This is a genomic window from Paraburkholderia sp. BCC1884, assembly GCF_900996225.1.
Classification (GTDB): Bacteria; Pseudomonadota; Gammaproteobacteria; order Burkholderiales; family Burkholderiaceae; genus Paraburkholderia.
Genome location: NZ_CAAJGL010000064.1, coordinates 34,427 through 53,792, shown reverse-complemented (window position 1 = coordinate 53,792; position 19,366 = coordinate 34,427). Strand labels below are relative to the sequence as shown.

The following is a 19,366-nucleotide window of genomic DNA, read 5'->3' as shown; positions in this document are numbered from 1 at the left end:
GCCGGTTGAGTGGACTAAAAGCGTTCGAATGAAGACGGTCGATCAGATACGGCTGAAGAGCGTCGCGCGGAATGCCTCGATATGCTTCTGCACCGATTGCCGCGCGCCTTCGGCGTCGCGTTCGCGCAGCAGGCGAAACAGTTCGAGGTGTTCCTCGTGCACGTCTTCCAGATGATGCGGCTCGGACAGCGAGATGAACCAGAAACGCAGCGAGCGTTCATGCAGTCCGCGCAGGATGTCGGCGAGCACCGGATTGCGCGAAGCGGCCGAAATCGCCAGATGAAACTCGCGGTCGATATCCATCATGCCTTCGATATCGTGCGCCGCCACGCACACGGACGAGCGCTCCAGCAGCGCCTGCATCGCATCGTAATCATGCTGCTGCGCATGACGCGCGGCCAGCTCGACGCAGTAGCTTTCGTTCACCAGCCGCACGTCGATGATCGCCAGCACGTCGTCGAGCGAAACCGGGCGAACCATGATGCCCTTGCGCGGCATGATGGTCAGCATGCCTTCGTGCACCAGCCGATGCAGCGCCTGATGCACGGGCGTGCGGCCGATGCCGGTCAGCGCCATCAATTCCGCCTCGTTGAGCACTTCGCTCGGGCGCAGGCGCATCGTGATGATCTCGCGTTTGACGAAGGCATAGGCCTGCTCGGCGAGACTCGCGGCAGCGGTCTCGCGTGAGGGCCTAGAAGGACGGGCAGTTTGCAAAAGCGTCATGGGTAGAGCGGGAGCGGGCAATGTCGTCCGCATTGTAGAGCAAGGTTTTGCGCAGGCGCCGCCCGATCCGGGCGAACCCGCGCTGCGCCCGGAGCGTCGCGGATCAGGCGCGGCTCGGCGAAGCCGCCGCCGCGTGTTGCACTTTCACGCGCGGCATCATCAGCGTGACGAGACCGCCTACGATCAGCGCACCGGCGATCAGCACCAGCCCGAAGGTCACGCTATGCGTCGCATCCTTGACGATGCCGAGCACGTACGGGCTCACGTAACCGGCGAGGTTCGCAATCGAGTTGATCACCGCGATCCCCGCGACGGCCGCCGTGCCTTGCAGGAAGGTGGTCGACATCGACCAGAAGATGCCGAAGCCCGCCAGAATCCCGATGTACGCGATCGACAAACCGGTGACGGCAAGCGGAATCGAGTTGGTGACCGAGGCACTGCCAAGCAATCCCGCCGCGCCGATGAAACAGCACACGGCGTAATGCCAGCGCCGTTCGCCGGTGATATCCGACGAGCGCCCGATCAGGATCATGCCGATGCCCGCCGCCAGATAGGGAATCGCGGTCACGAAACCGTTGGTGACCAGGTTCGTCACGCCAAGATCCTTGACGATCTGCGGCAGCCAGAACGAGAAGCCCGCATTGCCGGTGACCAGGCAGAAGTAGATCAGCGTCAGCAGCCAGAAGCGGCCGGAGCGCAAGGCGACAGCGAGACTGTGTTCGGCGCCGGCTGCAGCGGCCGCGCTGTTTTCCCGGGCGAGGCGGCTGAGAATCACGCGCTTTTCGTCGTCGCTCAGCCACGCGGCTTCGGCGGGCGTGTTGCGCAGCACGGCGAGCGCCCAGAAGCCGGCGAGGATCGACGGAATGCCTTCGATCAGGAACATCCACTGCCAGCCGCGCAGGCCGTGTGCTTCGTGCAGCGCCGACATCAGAAAGCCTGACAAGGGCGCGCCGATGATGCCCGCCACCGGAATCGCCGCCATGAACACGGCGACCATCCGCGCGCGCCGGTCGGCCGGAAACCAGAAGGTCAGATAGAGCACCACGCCCGGCACCAACCCGGCTTCGGCGACGCCTAAGAAAAAGCGCAGCACGTAGAACATCGTTTCGGTGTGCACGAACATCATCAGACAGGACAGCAGGCCCCACAGCATCGTGATGCGGGCGATCGTGGCGCGTGCGCCGAACTTCCTGAGCAGCAGATTACTCGGTACTTCGAACACGAAATAGCCGAAGAAAAAGATCCCCGCGCCGAGTCCGTACGCCGCATTCGAGAGGCCGAGGTCGCCGGTGAACTGCAGCTTCGCGTATCCGATGTTGACGCGATCCAGGTACGACAGCACATAGACGAGAAACAGGAACGGCATGATGCGCCACGTGATCTTGCGGATCGCGGCGGCTTCGAGCCACGCGTCGGAGGAGGCGTCGGCGGATAGCGAAGGGGAGCTCATGGGTGCCTCATTCGACGAGTGGTAGCGCGCTCACGCGATAGGCGTGGCGCAGCGTGCGGTTCAGGATGGGATCGTGCAGTTCGAGTTCGAGCGCGTCGCCGTCGGTCATGCCGACGATGCCGCCCTGCACAGCGAGCGTGCCGCAGAACATCGCCGCGCCCTGGGCGAGCGGCGCGCGTTCGAGCAGATCGGCCGCCGGCAGCAGGGAAGCGACGCTGCCCTGCTGATAGACGCGGCGTTCGCCGTTGGCGACGGCATAGGCGCGCAATTCCAGTTGATCCCAATGGCCGGCGACGTCGTCGAAACGCCAGGCGTCGCGCGCGACCGGTTTCGGACACACCTGTTTGGAGACGGTCACGCCGTAGGCCTCGACTTCGCGGTCGGTGTGATCCGAGCCCACCGTGACGAGCAGGCCGTCATTCGAATTCAGCAGCACGCATTCGGCCTCGCCGCTCGACTTCACGCCGACCACGTCGATCTGCTCGGCCTGCGTCAGCAGTTCCGCGCCCAGCCGATAGAAGCAGGGCGTGGTGGACGGCCGCCTCACGCCGAGCTCGGCCAGCTCCGCGATGTGATGCTCGATGGCCGCCTGATCCCGGCCCGCCCAGCCGGCGATCGTCAACCGATTGACGTCGACGCGCGCGGCGCGGCTGCCGCCAGAACGGTCTACAACGTTGAAGGACACCTGCTGCATCACACGACTCCTGTAAAAATATGCAGCAAATATTATTGTGATATTTCACAGACGTCCAGCGTGTCAAAAACATTCCGGCGTGGACCAGCCAGCGTGAATGGGCGTGTCGTGTCCGTTTGCTACACTGCGCCTTTTAGAGATTACTTTTTGTAAGGATCGCGTTCATGCACCACGGCATTGGCTTCATTCAGGATCTGGCGGTCGTGATGGCGCTGGCCGGCGTCGTCACCGTGCTGTTCCATCGCCTGAAGCAGCCGGTGGTGCTGGGCTACATCGCCGCTGGGGTGATCATCGGGCCATACACGCCGCCGTTTCAGCTGATCCACGACGAACAGACCATTCAGACGCTCGGCGAACTCGGTGTGGTGTTCCTGATGTTTTCGCTCGGCCTCGAGTTCAGTCTGCGCAAGCTGTTCAAGGTCGGCGCGACGGCGATCGTCGCGGCTTTATCGGAGATCGTGCTGATGCTGTGGATCGGTTACGAGATCGGCAGCGCGTTCGGCTGGAGTTCGATGGATTCGCTGTTCCTCGGCGCGATCCTCGCGATTTCGTCGACCACCATCATCGTCAAGGCGCTCTCCGAACTTGGCCTGAAGCGCGAGAGCTTTGCGCAACTGGTGTTCGGGATTCTGATCGTCGAGGACATTCTCGCCATCGCGATGCTCGTGCTGCTTTCCGGCATTGCGCAGACCGGGCAATTGAGCGCGGGCGTCGCGGTCGTCACGCTCGGCAAGCTGCTGCTGTTCATGACGGTGTCGCTGGTGGTGGGCATTCTGGTGGTGCCGCGCGCCTTGAACTACGTGGCGCGCGCCCGCAGCGACGAGATGTTGCTGGTGTCGGTGCTCGGCTTCTGCTTCGGCTTCTGTCTACTGGTGGTCAAGCTCGACTACAGCATTGCGCTCGGCGCGTTCCTGATCGGCGCGATCATGGCCGAGTCGCGTCATCTGCATCGCATCGAGCATCTGATCGCGCCGTTGCGCGACGCGTTCTCGGCAATCTTCTTCGTGACGATCGGCCTGATGCTGAACCCGGCCGTGCTGGTCGATTACGCGTGGCCAATCGCGGTGATCACGGTGGCGGTGATCGTCGGCAAGATCGTGTCGTGCGGACTCGGCACTTTTCTCGCCGGCAAGGATGGACGCACGGCGATGCGTGTGGGCATGACCGTGTCGCAGATTGGCGAGTTCTCGTTCATCATCGCCTCGCTCGGTTTGACGCTGAAAGTGACGAGTGCGTTTCTGTATCCGATCGCGGTGGCCGTGTCGGCGTTGACCACCTTGTTCACACCGTATCTGATCCGGGCCGCCGATCCGTTGACCCAGCGGCTGAGCCGGTCGATGCCGCGCACGCTCGCCAACGTATTCGGCCTGTACGGCCAATGGCTGCGCAGCCTGAGCACGGGGACGGGTGAACCGACGCTGTTCAGCATGACGCGGCGGATCATCGTGCAGATTGCGGTCAATCTGGCGCTGGTCGCGGCGATTTTTCTGATCGTCTCTTACAGTGCGCCTTATACCAGTGGCCTGCTCGCGCATTGGCTGAGTGCCGAGCCGATGCAGCGCGTGGTGTTGTGGAGTGTCGCGCTGGTCGTATCGTTGCCGTTTCTCGTGGCTGTCTATCGCAAGACCAAATCGCTCGCGCTGCTGCTCGCCGAAGTCAGCGTGCAGCCGGCGACGGCGGGGCGCTTTACCCGCGCGATCCGCTACGCGATCTCCGATCTGGTGCCGGTCGTCTCGATGGTCGGCGTGTTTCTGTTGCTGGCGGCGCTCTCGGGCGGCATTCTGCCGCCGACCGGCCTGCTCGTGGCGGTGCTGATCTGCGCGGCGCTGCTGCTCGCACTGGTGTGGCGCTGGTGCGTCAAGATTCACGCGGCGATGCAGATCGCACTGCGCGAAACTTTCGACGAGCAGCCGGATCCTTAAGTCAGACAGGTTTGCGTCGCGAGCCGCAACAATGTGAGCAATTGTGTGCGGGTTTGCGGCGCTTGGCGCGCTAGCGGATAATCAGGGCATATTCATTCGTTCGCGTGGAAGGCGCCTGTCTGACTGTCATGAGCGAAAACAAACCCGAAAACGCCGGCCAGCCCGGCAGCCCATCGTCGCCGTCGGCGTCGCCAGCGGACGCGCCCACCGTCGGCGTCAAGCCGGTCGAGCCGGCGACCTCCTTACCTCCCTCGCATGAAGATGCCATTCAGTCGCCGATCAAGGATGTGAAGCCGGCGGCTTCCGTCGCGGCCGAGCCGGGGGTTGCGCCCGGGTTGCCCGTTTCGCCCGTTTCGCCGGTTTCCGGCGCGGCGCGTTCGACGGCCTTGCCCGAGGACGCATCGGCCAATGCACCGGCGGCTTCCGCCACCACGCCGGCTGCCGAAGAGGCGGCGGTGCGATCGTCGACCGACGAACCCGCTAGCGCCTCCACCGTGACGCCCACCGACACGCAAGCGGCGCGGCAACGCGACGCCGCCGAAGCACGCAGTTCCGCAGCGGCTTCCACCGCGAAGCAGGAAGCGGCGGTGCATGAACGGGACGCGCGCCGCAGCGGAACGTTCGCTGCGAAGCCCGCGTCGACCGTTTCGAGCCGCGAGCCGATCGAAGGCGAGTTGATTTCCTCGGTGGAAGACGTCGAAGTGATCGAGGAAGTCTCCAGCAGCGCCACCGAGAAAAAGTCGGGCTCGCCGCCACCGGGTTTCGGTGCGGCGCCTGACTTCACCGCATCCAACCCGCCGCCGCCCAATGCGTTGCCGCCATCGCCGCCGCGCTATCTGAAGCAGAGCGATTCGGCATGGACGGTGTTCGGTCGCATCGTCGCCGCGCGCGCCCGGCAGTTGTTCGATCGGGCCGGTCAACGGATCACGCAGCGCACGCTGCGCATCGGCGTGTCGGCGCGGATCTTTCATCCGGAGCCTGGTGCCAAGGGACTGCGCGGCAAGACCCTGCAGTATCTCGAAGAGTCGATCGCGCATTGGGTGATGTCGCGCGACGTGCTGGTCTTCATGATTCCGACGGTCGGCCATCAGGGCATGCTGCATCCGAGTAACATCCGCCTGCGCGACTATGCGAAGCATCTGGACGGCCTGCTGCTGCAGGGCGGCGCCGATGTTTCCCCGCAGTCCTACGCCGAAGCGGCGACCAGCCCCGACTGGCCGGGCGATCGCGTGCGCGATATGTACGAGCTCGAACTGCTGCATGAATTCGTCGAGTCGGGCAAGCCGGTGCTCGGCGTGTGCCGCGGCTGCCAGCTCATCAACGTCGCCTTCGGCGGCACGTTGTATCAGGACATCGCCACCGATGTGCCGACCGCCGATGCGCACGTCAACGAGAACTACGACCAGCATCGGCATGGGATTCATTTTCCCGACGGCTCGACGCTCGCGAACATGTTCCCCGGCCGGCGCGATGCGATCGTCAATTCGATTCATCACCAGGCGGTGAAAACACTCGGACGTGATCTCAATATCGAAGCGGTGTCGGCTTCGGACGGCATCATCGAAGCCGTGCGCTATCGGCGCGCGCCGTTCGTGATGGGGGTGCAGTGGCATCCGGAGTTTCATCGCGCGGGCGGCGCGGAGTTGCTCGACTGCACGCCGCTGCTCGATACTTTTCTGCGGGTGGCGCGCGAAACGCGTTTCTGACCGCATCTGTTCGACCCGTTGTGTCAGGCGTTGCCGTATTGTCGCGGCAACGCCTTTTTCATGCGCACGTGTCTCGTTTTTTGAGCGGCCGGCTATCTCTCTATTGCGAGCCTATTTCTGCTTGCATTAGCGTCGTTCAAGATAGATTCGGAATTATCTGCACGAGGCGGATCGTCGCGTTTTTACCTTTTCCGAATGCTTTTATTTCGCGATTGCCGGACTGATTCGACCAATTCGTGCGTGATCCATTTATCTCGATTTAAAGTGCGTTCATGCGACGCTTGAGTGCTTCGCTTGGCGACTAATCCGCGCGATAATCCGGGGCTGTTTTGGATTTGCATGGAGCATGCACGTATGAAGTACCCCTTAATTGTACGGCGCGCCATGCTGCTCGCGACCTCGTGTGCGCTGCTGCAGCACGGCGGTTACGTGCTGGCGGCGCAGAGCGACGACGCCGCGCCCAGGGTCGGCACGCGGCCCGCCATGAACGCGCTGACGCCGCAGCCGGTTGCCGAGGCGCTGCGCAATGCGGCATCGGATGCACCGGCCGTTGCCGGCGACGCGCAAGGCAATGTCGCCGACCTGATGCAGATGATTCACGACGCGAAGCTGAGCGAATTGCGCACTACCTATAACGGCAGTTACGGCGCGAGTCTGTTTTTCTATCCTCAGGAAATGACGTATTACGTTGCGTTATTTCAAGACAAACACTTCTGGCGCGTGATCAGGACGGAAGACGTGGCGCGTGCGGAAGCGGTCTATGCGGGCTTCGTCCTGCAAACCGCGCAACTTGCCGATGTCGAAATCCGTCGCACGCAGTTGCAGGCACAGAAGGCTTATATCGAAGACATCATCGCGATCTCCGAAGACCGCGCGAAGCGCCTGCAAGCCGATCTCGACGTGGCACGCGCCCAGCAGGCCAAAGTCAACGATTACCAGCGGCAAACGCAGGGCGAAGCTGCGACGCTGCACGCGGAGAAAGAAAAGGCCCAAGCGCAGTTGCGTCAGGTGCAGGGTGAAGTGATGCAGTTACAGAGACAGACCGAATCGGGATTGCCGGTTCAGAAGTAGTGAGGTGATATGAGAAAAGCCCGGCCATTGAAATAGCCGGGCTTTTTGTTTTGGCGACATCGCAAAAACGCGCGTCTACCTGGCGAATTGATCCGGGACTTCGGTAATGCGACGCTGCGACAAGTGATTCATCCATTCTGTCCCGGCTGTTGCGGAAGTCGCGCGCGAAGAGGCCGGACGCAGCGTTGCAATATCGCGGACTGGTGTAGCCGCGGACAGGGTCACGGAAGCGTATTCATCGACACCGAGTCGCGATGGCGTCAACGGCGAATAGGGCCCCGCACTCGACGGTTTCGGCGATGACATCGAGGCATTTGCCGGAACCATGCTGCGTGAAAGATGACGGGGCGAGAAAGTCGGACGCGATGCGCGATTTGCCGATGCGGCCTGTGCCTCCCGACGGCGGCTTACTTCGTGCGGTCGGCCCGCTTTTTCCTGAGGCCTGGAGCGCAGCGCGGGGCCGGGTTTGTCCGCGACATCGCGAACCAGAACAGGTGCGGCGACAGCGCGAGGAGAAGGGACAAACGGCAAAGTAGCTTCAGCCGAGTCATGACCAGCTTCTCGACGGGCAACTGCATCCGGCAAACCAGCACGGGTCAACCGCGATTCGCCCACGGCCGAGACAGTGCCAGCGAGCTTCGGATTGATCGTCGTGGGGCGTTGCGAAAGATGACCCAGCGCTATCCATCCTAATATCGCGACACCGCCCAGTGCGCAGGCGCCGCCCGCGACCGCTCCCCAATGTACCGATGCTTTGCGCGGAACAGGCGCAAACACGCGTTCGTCCAACGATGCCGCTCGATGCGTCGGCGCCGACAACGGTGCAACGCGTTCCAGCGGCGGGTCGAAAATGGTCGCCTGCGTGCCATCCGCGCCGGAACCCTCGAGCACGGGCTGCTGGTTTGCATCCAGTGGCACCCACCTGCAGATCGAGCGAATCGCCTGATCGCTCATGCAGAAAGTACGCAGCATCGCGGCATAAAGCGCTTTGAGTTCCGCGCGCAAACTATAGCCCGGCGGCAGCATCGCCCAATCACGGCCGAATGGCGCCGGCAGATGCCCGAACGGCCTTACGCGCGGCAGCGCCATGGAGCCTTCGATCAGGGTAAAGGGAAGGGTGGACATCGATCTATTCCGGCGCCTCGTGCAAGGACCGCCGACCGGCGGCCCCGGTGGTCTATGCGGCTCGGGCCTCGTCATGACGCGCATGAAATGATCGCGCGTGAGCGTTGACTGTGCAGCCGTTGGGGTGCGGAAGATGATGCTCGGAACTCCTCCGTCTAACGATCGGACAGTTCCGAAATGAGTTCTCTCACCGATCCAGCCGATACACGTAGCGCAACGCGGTGATATCCACGCCGCCCATATGATCGGGTTCGGCACCGACGAAGCGCCATCCCTGGCGCTCGTAAAAACCAATCGCCGGCGTATTGCCTTCGAGCACGTACAGATACAGTTGAGCCTCGCCGAGCGCGCGAGCCCAGTCTTCAGCGGCGCGCATCAGCAATTTGCCCACGCCGATTCCCTGGTAGCCGGGCAGCGCATGCAGGTTGTCGAGCAGCAAGCCCCACGCAGACTCCGGCTGATGCTCGACGCACACGAAGCCGATCGGCTTGCCCGCGAGCTCGGCGATGCGGATGATGCGGCGCTCGCCGCCGGGCGCGCCGAGCCGTGCTTCCCAATAGGCGGCGCGCTCCTGCGAGACTTCGCCGTCGAGAAAGCCGTCGGGCAGCAGCCCCCGATAGGTGGCTTGCCAACTGGTGCTATGAATCGAGGCAATCAGCGCGGCGTCCGCAAGCGTCGCGGGGCGCAATGTCAGGGTCTGGGTGGTGTGCATCGGAGTGTGGAGTCGACGGAAATGCATGGCTGCGAAAGTCTACCGCGCCGGCCGGCACCGTCTCCTGTAATGATTCCGTATGGATCACGCGACAGCGCTGTCAACGGTAACATTAGGCGTCGTAGGGTCGGCGCGATTCACAACGTTTACCCTGATATCGCGTGAATGCGATCGGCATGAAAATGCAGCGCCCCCCGGCGCGTTATTCCGTGCGGCGGCATCCGCTTGCTGAGCGCAGTGGATCGTATCAACTGCCTGAGCGCCGCTGGTTCTTTCGCGGTGACGGGCCTCTCAGAGAATGTCATGTCTACTGCGTCACACGCCACTTCCTCATCGGAAGAATCCAAAGTCAAGACAGTATTCCGCGTCGTCAGCGGCAACTTTCTTGAGATGTACGATTTCATGGTCTACGGCTATTACGCTTCGGCGATTGCCAAGACCTATTTCCCGAGCGGCAACGAATTCGCTTCCCTGATGCTGTCGCTGTCGGTGTTCGGCGCGGGCTTCCTGATGCGCCCGCTCGGCGCGATCGTGCTCGGCGCCTACATCGACCATCATGGCCGGCGCAAAGGCCTGATCCTCACCCTCGGTCTGATGGCGCTCGGCACGCTCACGGTAGCGGCCATACCCGGTTACGCGACGATCGGCGTGCTCGCCCCGGCGCTCGTCCTGTTCGGCCGTCTGTTGCAGGGCTTTTCTGCCGGCGTCGAGCTGGGCGGCGTGTCCGTGTATCTGTCGGAGATCGCGACCAAGGGCAACAAGGGCTTCTACTGCGCATGGCAGTCGGGCAGCCAGCAGGTCGCCGTGGTGTTCGCCGCGCTGATCGGCGTGGTGCTCAACAAGGTGTTGCCGGCTGACCAGATGGGTGCCTGGGGCTGGCGCGTGCCGTTCCTGATCGGCTGCCTGATCGTGCCGTTCCTGTTCCTGATCCGCCGCTCGCTGCAGGAAACCGAAGAGTTCAAGGCGCGCAAACATCGTCCGGGCATGGGCGAGATCATGAAGACGATGGCCGCCAACTGGGGCATCGTGCTGGGCGGCATGGGCATGGTCATCATGACCACGGTGTCGTTCTACATGATCACCGCCTACACGCCGACCTTCGGCAGGGAAGTGCTGAAGCTGTCGTCGATCGATACGCTGGTCGTCACTGTCTGTATCGGTCTGTCGAACCTGGTCTGGCTGCCGCTCGCGGGCGCGCTGTCGGATCGTATCGGCCGCCGTCCGGTGCTGCTGATTTTCACGATTCTCACGATCGTCACCGCTTATCCGGCGCTGCAATGGCTGGTCGCCGAACCGTCGTTCGCGCGGCTGCTGGTGGTGGAGTTGTGGCTGTCGTTCCTGTACGGCTGCTATAACGGCGCGATGGTGGTGGCGCTCACGGAAGTCATGCCGGTCGAAGTGCGGACCGCCGGTTTCTCGCTGGCCTACAGCCTTGCCACGACGATCGGCGGTTTTACGCCGGCTATCTCGACGTTGCTGATTCACACCACCGGCAACAAGGCCGCACCTGGCCTGTTCCTGGGTGCCGCGGCAATCTGCGGCCTCATCGCGACGCTCGTGTTGTATCGCACGCCGGACGCTCGCAATCAGTATCGGGCAGCCTGAAGGTTCGCCGGCTTCGCCTGAAAAGAAAAACCCCGCGCTCGTGAGAGCGCGGGGTTTTTTATTGGGCGCAGCGCGGCGCATCGATCGGTTCCGGTTCGCGCGACCGTGTTCGCTCAGCCCTTGCGCAATTCATTCGCCACGGCGTCGACTACGTCGCCCCATGCGCCCGGTTGCGCTTGCCGCACGAGCGTCGCGCCGGGATACCAGGGACTGCGCGTCTCGCCGGCGAACCAGCGCCAATCCGCCGCGTACGGCAGCATCAGCCACAACGGTTTGCGCAGCGCGCCGGCCAGGTGGGCGATGGAAGTATCGATCGACACCACCGCATCGAGCCGTTCGATCACCGCCGCGGTATCGGCGAAATCGCCAATGCGTTTGTCGAAGTAATGGATCGACGCCGCGCGCGGATGCGTATCGAGCGCCGCGCGTTCCTCGACGCTGAGTTCCGGTTGCAGCACGATCCAGTCGATGCCGTCGAGTGCGAAGAGCGGCTCGAGCGCGGCGAGCGGCATCGAACGTGTTTCGTTTTGCTGGATGCGTCCCGACCACGCAATTCCGATCTTGCGCTTGGCCTGGCCGCCGAGCGAGCCGCGCCATTTGCGGCCGTAGGCGGGCGGCACGCTGAGATAAGGCGTGCGGTCCGGGATGGTGTCGAAGGTCGTGCCGAGTGCAAGCGGCAGGCTCAGCAACGGGCAATGCAGATCGGCCGCGGGACGCGGCGTGCCTTGAGCGATCAGCGTGACACGCCACGCTTGCGCCGCCGGCGCCAGCAACGGCAGCAGTTGCGGCTGCACTTCGAGCACGACGCGCGCCGCGCGCTGCGCCGCGAGAGGCACGAAGCGGACGAACTGCAAGGTGTCGCCAAAACCCTGCTCGGCGTGGATGAACAGCGTGCGCTGTGCGATCGGCTCGCCGTGCCAGCGCGGCAGCGTCTGGATCGCGGGCTGCGCCATGGTTTGCAGGCGCCATTCGTATTCCGGCAAGCCGCGCGCGAAGTCGCGCAGCGCGAGCCATGAGAGTGCGCGGTTCATGTGCGCCGACGCGAGATCGGGGCGCAGACGCAGCGCCTGATCGAACGCGCGTATCGCGGGCGCGCGCGCGCCCAGTGCCTGGTGCGCATTGCCGAGGCTCAGCCAGGCCAACGCAAACTGCGGATCGAGGCCGACGGCGCGCTCCAGATAGGGCAGCGCTTGCGCGTGACGCCCCAACGCCGCGAGCGCATTGCCCATGCCGAAGATGGCCGGCGGCAGATTCGGCTGCAATTCGAGCACCGTGCGGAACGACGCGACCGCTTCTTCGTGACGGCCGGTGGCGTCGAAGGTATTGGCGAGATTGAAATGCGCGGCGACGAAACGCGGCTCGGCGGCGAGCGCCGCCTGGAAGCAGGGCAGCGCCTCGTCGGCCCGATCCAGCGCGTTCAGCGACATGCCCATGTTGTTCAGCGCGCCGGCGTGGCCGGGGCGCAGTTCGAGCGTGCGCTGGAACGACGCGATTGCCTCCGCGTGGCGTCCGAGCGCGTGCAGCGCATTGCCGAGATTGTTGTGCGACGAGGCGTCTTCCGGCTGCAGGCGCAACGACTTCTCGAAGGCATCGGCGGCGTCGGCATGACGGCCCTGCGACGCGTACGCGTTGCCCAGGTTGTAATGCGCCATCGGAAACGAGGGCGCGAGAGTCAGCGCGTTGCGGAATTGCTCGATGGCGTCGTCGATCTGGCCCAGCGCGCGCAGCGCGTTGCCCAGATTCAGTTGCAATGCGGCGTCTTCGGGGCGCAGTTTGACCGCGCGCCGCACCAGCGCGGCGGCTTCGGCGTGCTGGCCCTGCTGGTGGCGCAGGACGCCCAGCAGGTGCAACGCATCGACATGCGCGGGATTGCCGTCGAGCGTCGCGCGGTAGCCGCGTTCGGCGTCGTCGAGGCGGCCGTCACGATGCGCCGCGAAAGCGCGGTCAAATACAGGTTGCATGACGGGGGATGGGTGTTCGATGAGGCAGAGGCCGCATTTTCCCACACTCGCCGGTGGCTGCCCGAAATTGACCGGTGGTGTCGATCGCCCTAACCTGTGAGTAGCGGCTTGTGGGTCGGCTGACAGCCCACCCGCCGCGGTTCGCGTCACCTTGGCCGGTAGGGCTTCTATCACGCAGCGACCGGCATATCGATGAGATGCTGTGCCTGCATGCTCGCACATGCGGCCGAGCCACCGGCCGGTGATTATTCTCAGGACCCGTCATGACGAAAAACTGCATCCCGGAGCGGGACGCGCAAGAACATCTGGACGGTCATGGCCACGACCACGCCGACCACGACCACGCCGACCACGACCACGCCAGTCACAACCACGCCGGCCACAGCCACGCCCACGCTCCAGCGCCCGGCCACGGCCGCTCCTTCGCACTCGCCGTTGCGCTGAACATCGCCATCGTGATAATCCAGGCTATCTACGGCGTACTCGCGCATTCCACCGCGCTGCTCGCCGACGCCGGCCACAATCTCTCCGACGTGCTCGGTCTGCTGCTCGCATGGGGCGCCACGTGGCTCACCACCCGCCAGCCGTCGGCGCGCTACACCTTCGGCTACGGCAGTTCGTCGATCCTCGCGTCGCTCGTCAATGCCGGGCTGCTGCTGTTCGCGTGCGGCGTGATCGTCGCCGAGGCGATCGGGCGGCTCATGAATCCGGCGCCCGTGGCCGGGCTGGCAGTGTTCGTCGTCGCGACAATCGGGGTGGTCGTGAACGGCGTTTCCGCGTGGCTTTTCATGCGCGGCCAGAAGGAAGATCTCAACATTCGCGGCGCTTTCCTGCACATGGCGGCCGACGCCGGCATTTCGGCGGCCGTCGCTATCAGCGGGCTCGTGATTCTCTATACCCGCTGGACGTGGCTCGACCCGGCGATGAGCCTGCTGGTGGTCGCGGTCGTGGTCTACGGCACCTGGGGGTTGTTGCGCGATTCCGTGCGACTCGCACTCGACGCCGTGCCGCCCGGCGTCGACCTGCAACTGATTCGCGCCTATCTGGCGGAGCAGCCCGGTGTCGTCGACGTGCACGACCTGCACGTGTGGGCGCTCTCCACCACCGGCAACGCGCTGAGCGCGCATCTGGTGATGCCGGCAGGGCATCCGGGCGACGAGTCGCTCGACGGCATCGTCATCGTCTTGCGCGAACGTTTTTCGATGCAGCACGCGACGCTGCAAGTGGACCTCGGCACCACGCGGCATCGTTGCGCGATGGATCACGCGCACTGACGCGGCGCAGCATCGGCATCGCCGCATCGCCGGCCGGCCAGGCCGACGATCGATGCGCCGCACCGTCGAACCACGCACCGGCGGCGTCGCCAGGCGGTCCTCCGGCGGGCGTACACTAGTGTGCACTGTCGTGTTCCGGAGTTGCGCATGGACGCTGCTGCAAACGGCGCTGCAAACGACCCATCGCCGGTGCTGATCGTCGGAGCGGGCCCCACCGGGCTCGCCGCCGCCATGAGTCTGGCGCGTGCCCACATCCCCGTGCGGCTGATCGACAAAGCCATGCAACCGAACCCATATTCAAGGGCCATCGGCATCCAGGCGCGCACGCTCGAACTGCTTGAACAGCACCGTCTCGTCGAACCGTTTCTGGAACTCGGTCACCGTGCCCGCATTGCCAATCTGTTTTCGAACGGCATGCGTCTCGCGCAGCTCGATTTCGATCCTTTGCGCACACGCTATCCTTATCTGCTGTTTATCGAACAGTCCGTGACCGAGCGTCTGCTCACCGAGCATCTCGCCACGCTCGGCGTGACGGTCGAACGCGGCGTCGAGCTGACGATGTTCGCGCAGGGCGCCACCGGCGTTCAGGCCACGCTGCGTCGCGCGGACGGTCACACGGAAACGATGCGCCCGTCGTACATGATCGCCGCCGACGGCGCGCACAGCACAATTCGTCACCGGCTTGGCTTGAACTTCGCGGGCAAGACCCTCGAGCAGACTTTCCTGCTGGCCGACCTGCACGCCGAAACCGATTGGCCCGATGACGAGTTCCACATCTTCGCCTCGGGCGAGGGACTGGTCGCGCTGTTTCCGATGGGGCACGGCCGCCATCGACTGATTGCGGACCATGCCGTCGAGCCCGCGGCGGTCGCTGCGCCGGTCACGCCCGCCGTGTTGGGCGAACCTCCGTTGAACCGGGTGCCGGCGCCCTCGCTGGAGGAATGCAAGGCGCTGATCGCGCGGCGCGTGCAGGAACGCGTCGCCGTGTCGGATCTCGCGTGGTCGTCGTACTTTCATCTGAATAGCCGCATGGTGGACCGGCTGCGTGCCAGCCGCATCTTTCTCGCGGGCGATGCCGCGCATGTGCATAGCCCCGCCGGCGCGCAAGGCATGAATACCGGCATTCAGGAGGCGCTCAATCTCGGCTGGAAGCTCGCGCGAGTGATCAGGGGCGCGGCGCCGGATCGGTTGCTGGATACGTATCACCTCGAACGGCATCCGATCGAGCGTGACGTGCTGCGGCAAACCGGCTTCATCACCCACATGGCCGAAGCCGATCACGGGCCGCTGAAGCTGCTGCGCGAACGCGTGATGCCGGTGCTGGCCGCGCTCGGTCCGCTACGCGACGCCGCGCGTCTGACTATCAGCGAGTTGTCGATCCAGTATCGCCGCAGTCCGCTGACGCTCGAGCGTGTGCTTGACGGCGGACCACGCGCCGGCGAGCGCGCGCCCGATGCGCTGGTGCATGTGGTGGACGGACCGCTGGGACGTGCGCCGGGCGTCGGCTGCATTTTCGACTTGCACGACCCGGCGTTCTTCTCGCTGTTTCTGCTGATCCCGCCGCTGCCGGTCGACGAAAAGCCGCTCGATCCGGCTGCGAAACATGAAGCGCCGCCCGATAAGGAAATCGAGCGCCTTGCCGCCGAAGTCGAGCGGCTGTTGCCGGGCGCGGTGCGCATCTGGCGCGTAACGGATACCCATGGCGACGGTGCACCGCCGTTGTCCGAATCGTATGGACGCACGCGGCCGTCGTTTTATCTCGTGCGCCCCGACGGTTACATCGGCGCGCGCGGGCGCACCGGCTCCGATCTGCACGGCTTGCTGCGGCATTGCGAAGCCTGGTTCGCGGTGGGCGGCGAGATACCGGAGCAGGCCGCGTTGTAGCAGGGCGCGACAATCGCCGCGCTAAACCGCCGCCGGTGCCGCAGGCGTCAGCTGCTCGCGATGCTTCAGCAACGCTTCCCTGACGATGCCCAGCATCTCCACGCCTTGCGCATCCGGCTCGTCGAGCGTGCCCAGCAGCGCGCGCCGCATGCGCGGCTCCCAGAAACGGCGAATATGATCGGCGATGCCCGTGAGCGCTTCTTCGCGATCCGGCATCGAATCGAAAAACTCGCCGATCCGGTTCGCCATGTCGATCAGGTTCTGATTGTCCATGGCTCGCCTCACTTACCCGACGTCGCGTTGGCCAGCTCGCGCTGCCTGAGCAGATCGAGCTGCTCGGTGTTGAAGCGCGAGTAATCCTGCTGCCATTGCGACGGTTGTTCGACCGGCATCACCTGCACCGCGGTCACCTTGTATTCGGGGCAGTTGGTGGCCCAGTCGGAGCTATCCGTGGTGATTACGTTCGCGCCCGATTCGGGGAAGTGGAAGGTGGTGTACACCACGCCCGGCTGCATCCGCTCCGTTACCCTCGCGCGCAACACGGTTTGTCCCGCGCGCGATTCGATGCCGACCCAGTCGTCCGTCTTGATGCCGCGTTCTTCGGCATCGTGCGGGTGCACCTCCAGCCGGTCCTCGTCGTGCCAGCGCGAATTCTCGGTGCGGCGCGTCTGCGCGCCCACGTTGTACTGCGAGAGGATGCGGCCCGTGGTGAGCAGCAGCGGGAATTTGCGCGTGACCTTTTCCGGCGTCGCAATGAACTTCGTGATGACGAACTTGCCTTTGCCGCGCGCGAAGGTGTCGATGTGCATGGTCGGCGTCCCTTCGGGCGCAGCGTCGTTGCACGGCCACTGGATGCTGCCGAGTTCTTCGAGCTTGCGATACGACACGCCGTGGAAGCTCGGTGTGAGTCGTGCGATCTCGTCCATGATCTGCGACGGATGCGTGTAGCCCATTTCATAGCCGAGGGCGCGTGCGAGCATCACCGTGACTTCCCAGTCCGCGTAGCCCGGCACCGGCGGCATCACCTTGCGCACGCGTGAAATGCGGCGCTCGGCATTGGTGAAGGTGCCGTCCTTTTCGAGGAACGACGAGCCCGGCAGCAGCACGTGCGCGTACTTGGCAGTCTCGTTGAGGAAAATGTCCTGCACAACGATGCATTCCATCGACGACAACGCCGCCGACACGTGATGCGTATTCGGGTCCGACTGCACGATGTCTTCACCCTGGCAGTACAGGCCCATGAAGGTGCCGTGCACGGCGGCGTCGAACATGTTCGGAATGCGCAGGCCGGGTTCGGGTTGCAGCGTGACGTTCCAGGCTTCCTCGAAGAGCGCGCGCGTGATCGAGTCGCTGATGTGGCGATAGCCCGGCAGTTCGTGCGGGAACGAGCCCATGTCGCAGGAGCCCTGCACGTTGTTCTGGCCACGCAGCGGATTCACGCCCACGCCTTCGCGGCCGATGTTGCCGGTCGCCATCGCGAGGTTGGCGATGCCCATCACCGTGGTCGAGCCTTGCGCGTGCTCGGTGACGCCGAGGCCGTAATAGATCGCGGCATTGCCGCCGGTGGCAAAGATGCGCGCGGCTTCGCGCACGGCTTGCGCCGGCACGCCGGTGATGGCTTCGGTTGCCTCCGGCGCGTTCTCGGCCAGTGCGACGAAATCGCGCCATTGATCGAACGCACGCGTTTCGCAACGCTCGGCGACGAACGCTTCGTTCACCAGGCCTTCGGTGACGATCACATGGGCGAGCGCATTCACGATCGCCACGTTCGTGCCCGGCCGTAATTGCAGATGATGCGAGGCCTTCACGTGTGCCGTATCGACGATATCGATGCGGCGCGGATCGACCACGATCAGTTTCGCGCCTTCGCGCACGCGGCGCTTCAGACGTGAGCCGAACACCGGATGACCGTCGGTCGGATTCGCGCCGATCACCATGATGACGTCGGCTTTATCGACCGAGGCGAAGGTTTGCGTGCCGGCCGATTCGCCGAGCGTGGTCTTCAGGCCGTAGCCCGTCGGCGAATGGCAAACCCGTGCACAGGTATCGACATTGTTGTTGCCGAACGCGGCGCGCACGAGCTTTTGCACCAGATACGTTTCTTCGTTCGTGCAGCGCGACGACGTAATGCCGCCGATCGAATCGCGGCCATATTTGGCCTGGATGCGGCGGAATTCCGAAGCCGCGTAAGTGAGCGCTTCTTCCCAGCTGACTTCGCGCCACGGATCGGTGATCTTCGCGCGGATCATTGGCTTGGTGATGCGGTCCTTGTGCGTCGCGTAGCCCCATGCGAAGCGGCCCTTCACGCACGCGTGGCCTTCGTTGGCCTGGCCGTTCTTATGCGGCACCATGCGCACGACCTGATTGCCCTTCATCTCCGCCTTGAACGAGCAGCCCACGCCGCAGTACGCGCACGTGGTGACGACCGAATGCTCGGCCTGGCCGAGCATGATGACGGTCTTTTCCTGCAGCGTCGCGGTCGGGCACGCGGCCACGCAGGCGCCGCACGAGACGCACTCCGATTCCATGAACGGCTGGTTATCGCTTGCCGCCACGCGCGACTCGAAGCCGCGTCCCGCGATGGTCAGCGCGAAGGTACCCTGGGTTTCTTCGCAGGCGCGCACGCAGCGATTGCAGACGATGCACTTCGACGGATCGTAGGTGAAGTACGGATTCGATTCATCCTTCTTGTCCTTCAGGTGATTGGCGCCGTCGAAACCGTAGCGCACTTCGCGCAGACCCGTGACGCCCGCCATGTCCTGCAATTCGCAATCGCCGTTGGCGGGGCAGGTGAGGCAATCGAGCGGGTGATCGGAGATGTACAACTCCATCACGTTGCGGCGCAGCGACTGCAGCTTGTCGGTTTGCGTGCGGACCTTCATGCCGGCTTCGACGGGCGTCGTGCAGGAAGCCGGATAGCCGCGCTTGCCTTCGATCTCGACGAGACACAGACGGCACGAGCCGAACGGTTCGAGCGAATCGGTCGCGCAGAGCTTCGGTACGTTGACGCCGGCTTCGGCGGCGGCGCGCATCACCGAGGTGCCCGCGGGCACCGTCACCGCTTGACCGTCGATTTCGAGCGTGACGTCGACGTCGGCGTGACGCGCGGGCGTGCCGTAGTCGGTGTCATCGAAGAAGGAGTGCGGCGCGCGTTGTTGCACCTGCTGCTTGCAGGCGCAATTGCCGGAGCCGCAGCCGCCGGCAGGGGAGTTGAGCAGGTCGGACATGTGAGGCTCCTG

Annotated in this window: 13 protein-coding genes; 6 read left to right on the top strand and 7 right to left on the bottom strand. The window is 64.3% G+C overall.

Annotation, left to right across the window (positions count from 1 at the left end; all coding sequences use genetic code 11):
* Positions 1–42 precede the first annotated feature (42 nt).
* From FQ705_RS05410 to FQ705_RS05400, 3 genes are all read right to left on the bottom strand, one after another.
* Positions 43–723, bottom strand: a complete 681-nt coding sequence (locus tag FQ705_RS05410; protein WP_144138384.1) for a GntR family transcriptional regulator — start codon at positions 721–723, stop codon at positions 43–45.
* Between the two features lie 103 nt (positions 724–826).
* A complete protein-coding gene (locus FQ705_RS05405) occupies positions 827–2,173 on the bottom strand; it encodes an MFS transporter (RefSeq protein WP_144138383.1) in 1,347 nt (448 codons plus the stop codon).
* A 7-nt stretch (positions 2,174–2,180) separates the two neighbouring features.
* Positions 2,181–2,867, bottom strand: coding sequence for a DUF2848 domain-containing protein (locus tag FQ705_RS05400; RefSeq protein WP_144138382.1), 687 nt, complete (start codon positions 2,865–2,867; stop codon positions 2,181–2,183).
* Between the two features lie 164 nt (positions 2,868–3,031).
* Here FQ705_RS05400 and FQ705_RS05395 point away from each other — a divergent pair, with 164 nt between their 5' ends.
* From FQ705_RS05395 to FQ705_RS05385, 3 genes are all read left to right on the top strand, one after another.
* Positions 3,032–4,789: a cation:proton antiporter gene (locus FQ705_RS05395; RefSeq protein ID WP_144138381.1), complete on the top strand. Its 1,758-nt coding sequence runs from the start codon at positions 3,032–3,034 to the stop codon at positions 4,787–4,789.
* Positions 4,790–4,917: 128 nt separating this feature from the next.
* Positions 4,918–6,495 (top strand): gamma-glutamyl-gamma-aminobutyrate hydrolase family protein, encoded by a 1,578-nt coding sequence (locus FQ705_RS05390; protein WP_144138380.1) that lies wholly within the window; start codon positions 4,918–4,920, stop codon positions 6,493–6,495.
* A 354-nt stretch (positions 6,496–6,849) separates the two neighbouring features.
* Positions 6,850–7,566 carry a DUF2968 domain-containing protein gene (locus tag FQ705_RS05385; protein ID WP_144138379.1) on the top strand — a complete coding sequence of 239 codons (717 nt, stop codon included), beginning with the start codon at positions 6,850–6,852 and terminating at the stop codon, positions 7,564–7,566.
* A gap of 1,312 nt (positions 7,567–8,878) precedes the next feature.
* Here the strand turns inward: FQ705_RS05385 and FQ705_RS05375 are convergent.
* On the bottom strand, positions 8,879–9,403 hold the full coding sequence (locus tag FQ705_RS05375; protein ID WP_144138377.1) for a GNAT family N-acetyltransferase: 525 nt from the start codon (positions 9,401–9,403) through the stop codon (positions 8,879–8,881).
* Positions 9,404–9,706: 303 nt separating this feature from the next.
* Between FQ705_RS05375 and FQ705_RS05370 the strand changes: the two genes are divergently transcribed.
* On the top strand, positions 9,707–11,008 hold the full coding sequence (locus tag FQ705_RS05370) for an MFS transporter (protein WP_144138376.1): 1,302 nt from the start codon (positions 9,707–9,709) through the stop codon (positions 11,006–11,008).
* Positions 11,009–11,121: 113 nt separating this feature from the next.
* Here FQ705_RS05370 and FQ705_RS05365 read toward each other — a convergent pair whose 3' ends face one another.
* Positions 11,122–12,969 (bottom strand): tetratricopeptide repeat protein, encoded by a 1,848-nt coding sequence (locus FQ705_RS05365; RefSeq protein ID WP_144138375.1) that lies wholly within the window; start codon positions 12,967–12,969, stop codon positions 11,122–11,124.
* A gap of 263 nt (positions 12,970–13,232) precedes the next feature.
* Between FQ705_RS05365 and FQ705_RS05360 the strand changes: the two genes are divergently transcribed.
* Positions 13,233–14,243, top strand: coding sequence for a cation diffusion facilitator family transporter (locus FQ705_RS05360; protein ID WP_144138374.1), 1,011 nt, complete (start codon positions 13,233–13,235; stop codon positions 14,241–14,243).
* Positions 14,244–14,390: 147 nt separating this feature from the next.
* On the top strand, positions 14,391–16,127 hold the full coding sequence (locus FQ705_RS05355) for an FAD-dependent monooxygenase (RefSeq protein ID WP_144138373.1): 1,737 nt from the start codon (positions 14,391–14,393) through the stop codon (positions 16,125–16,127).
* 21 nt (positions 16,128–16,148) lie between these two features.
* On the opposite strand, the gene FQ705_RS05350 is transcribed toward FQ705_RS05355, so the two are convergent.
* The gene (locus tag FQ705_RS05350) at positions 16,149–16,400 is read right to left on the bottom strand and encodes a formate dehydrogenase subunit delta (protein WP_144138372.1); all 252 of its coding nucleotides are present in this window, start codon (positions 16,398–16,400) and stop codon (positions 16,149–16,151) included.
* An 8-nt stretch (positions 16,401–16,408) separates the two neighbouring features.
* Positions 16,409–19,354: a formate dehydrogenase subunit alpha gene (fdhF, locus tag FQ705_RS05345; RefSeq protein WP_144138371.1), complete on the bottom strand. Its 2,946-nt coding sequence runs from the start codon at positions 19,352–19,354 to the stop codon at positions 16,409–16,411.
* Positions 19,355–19,366 lie beyond the last annotated feature (12 nt).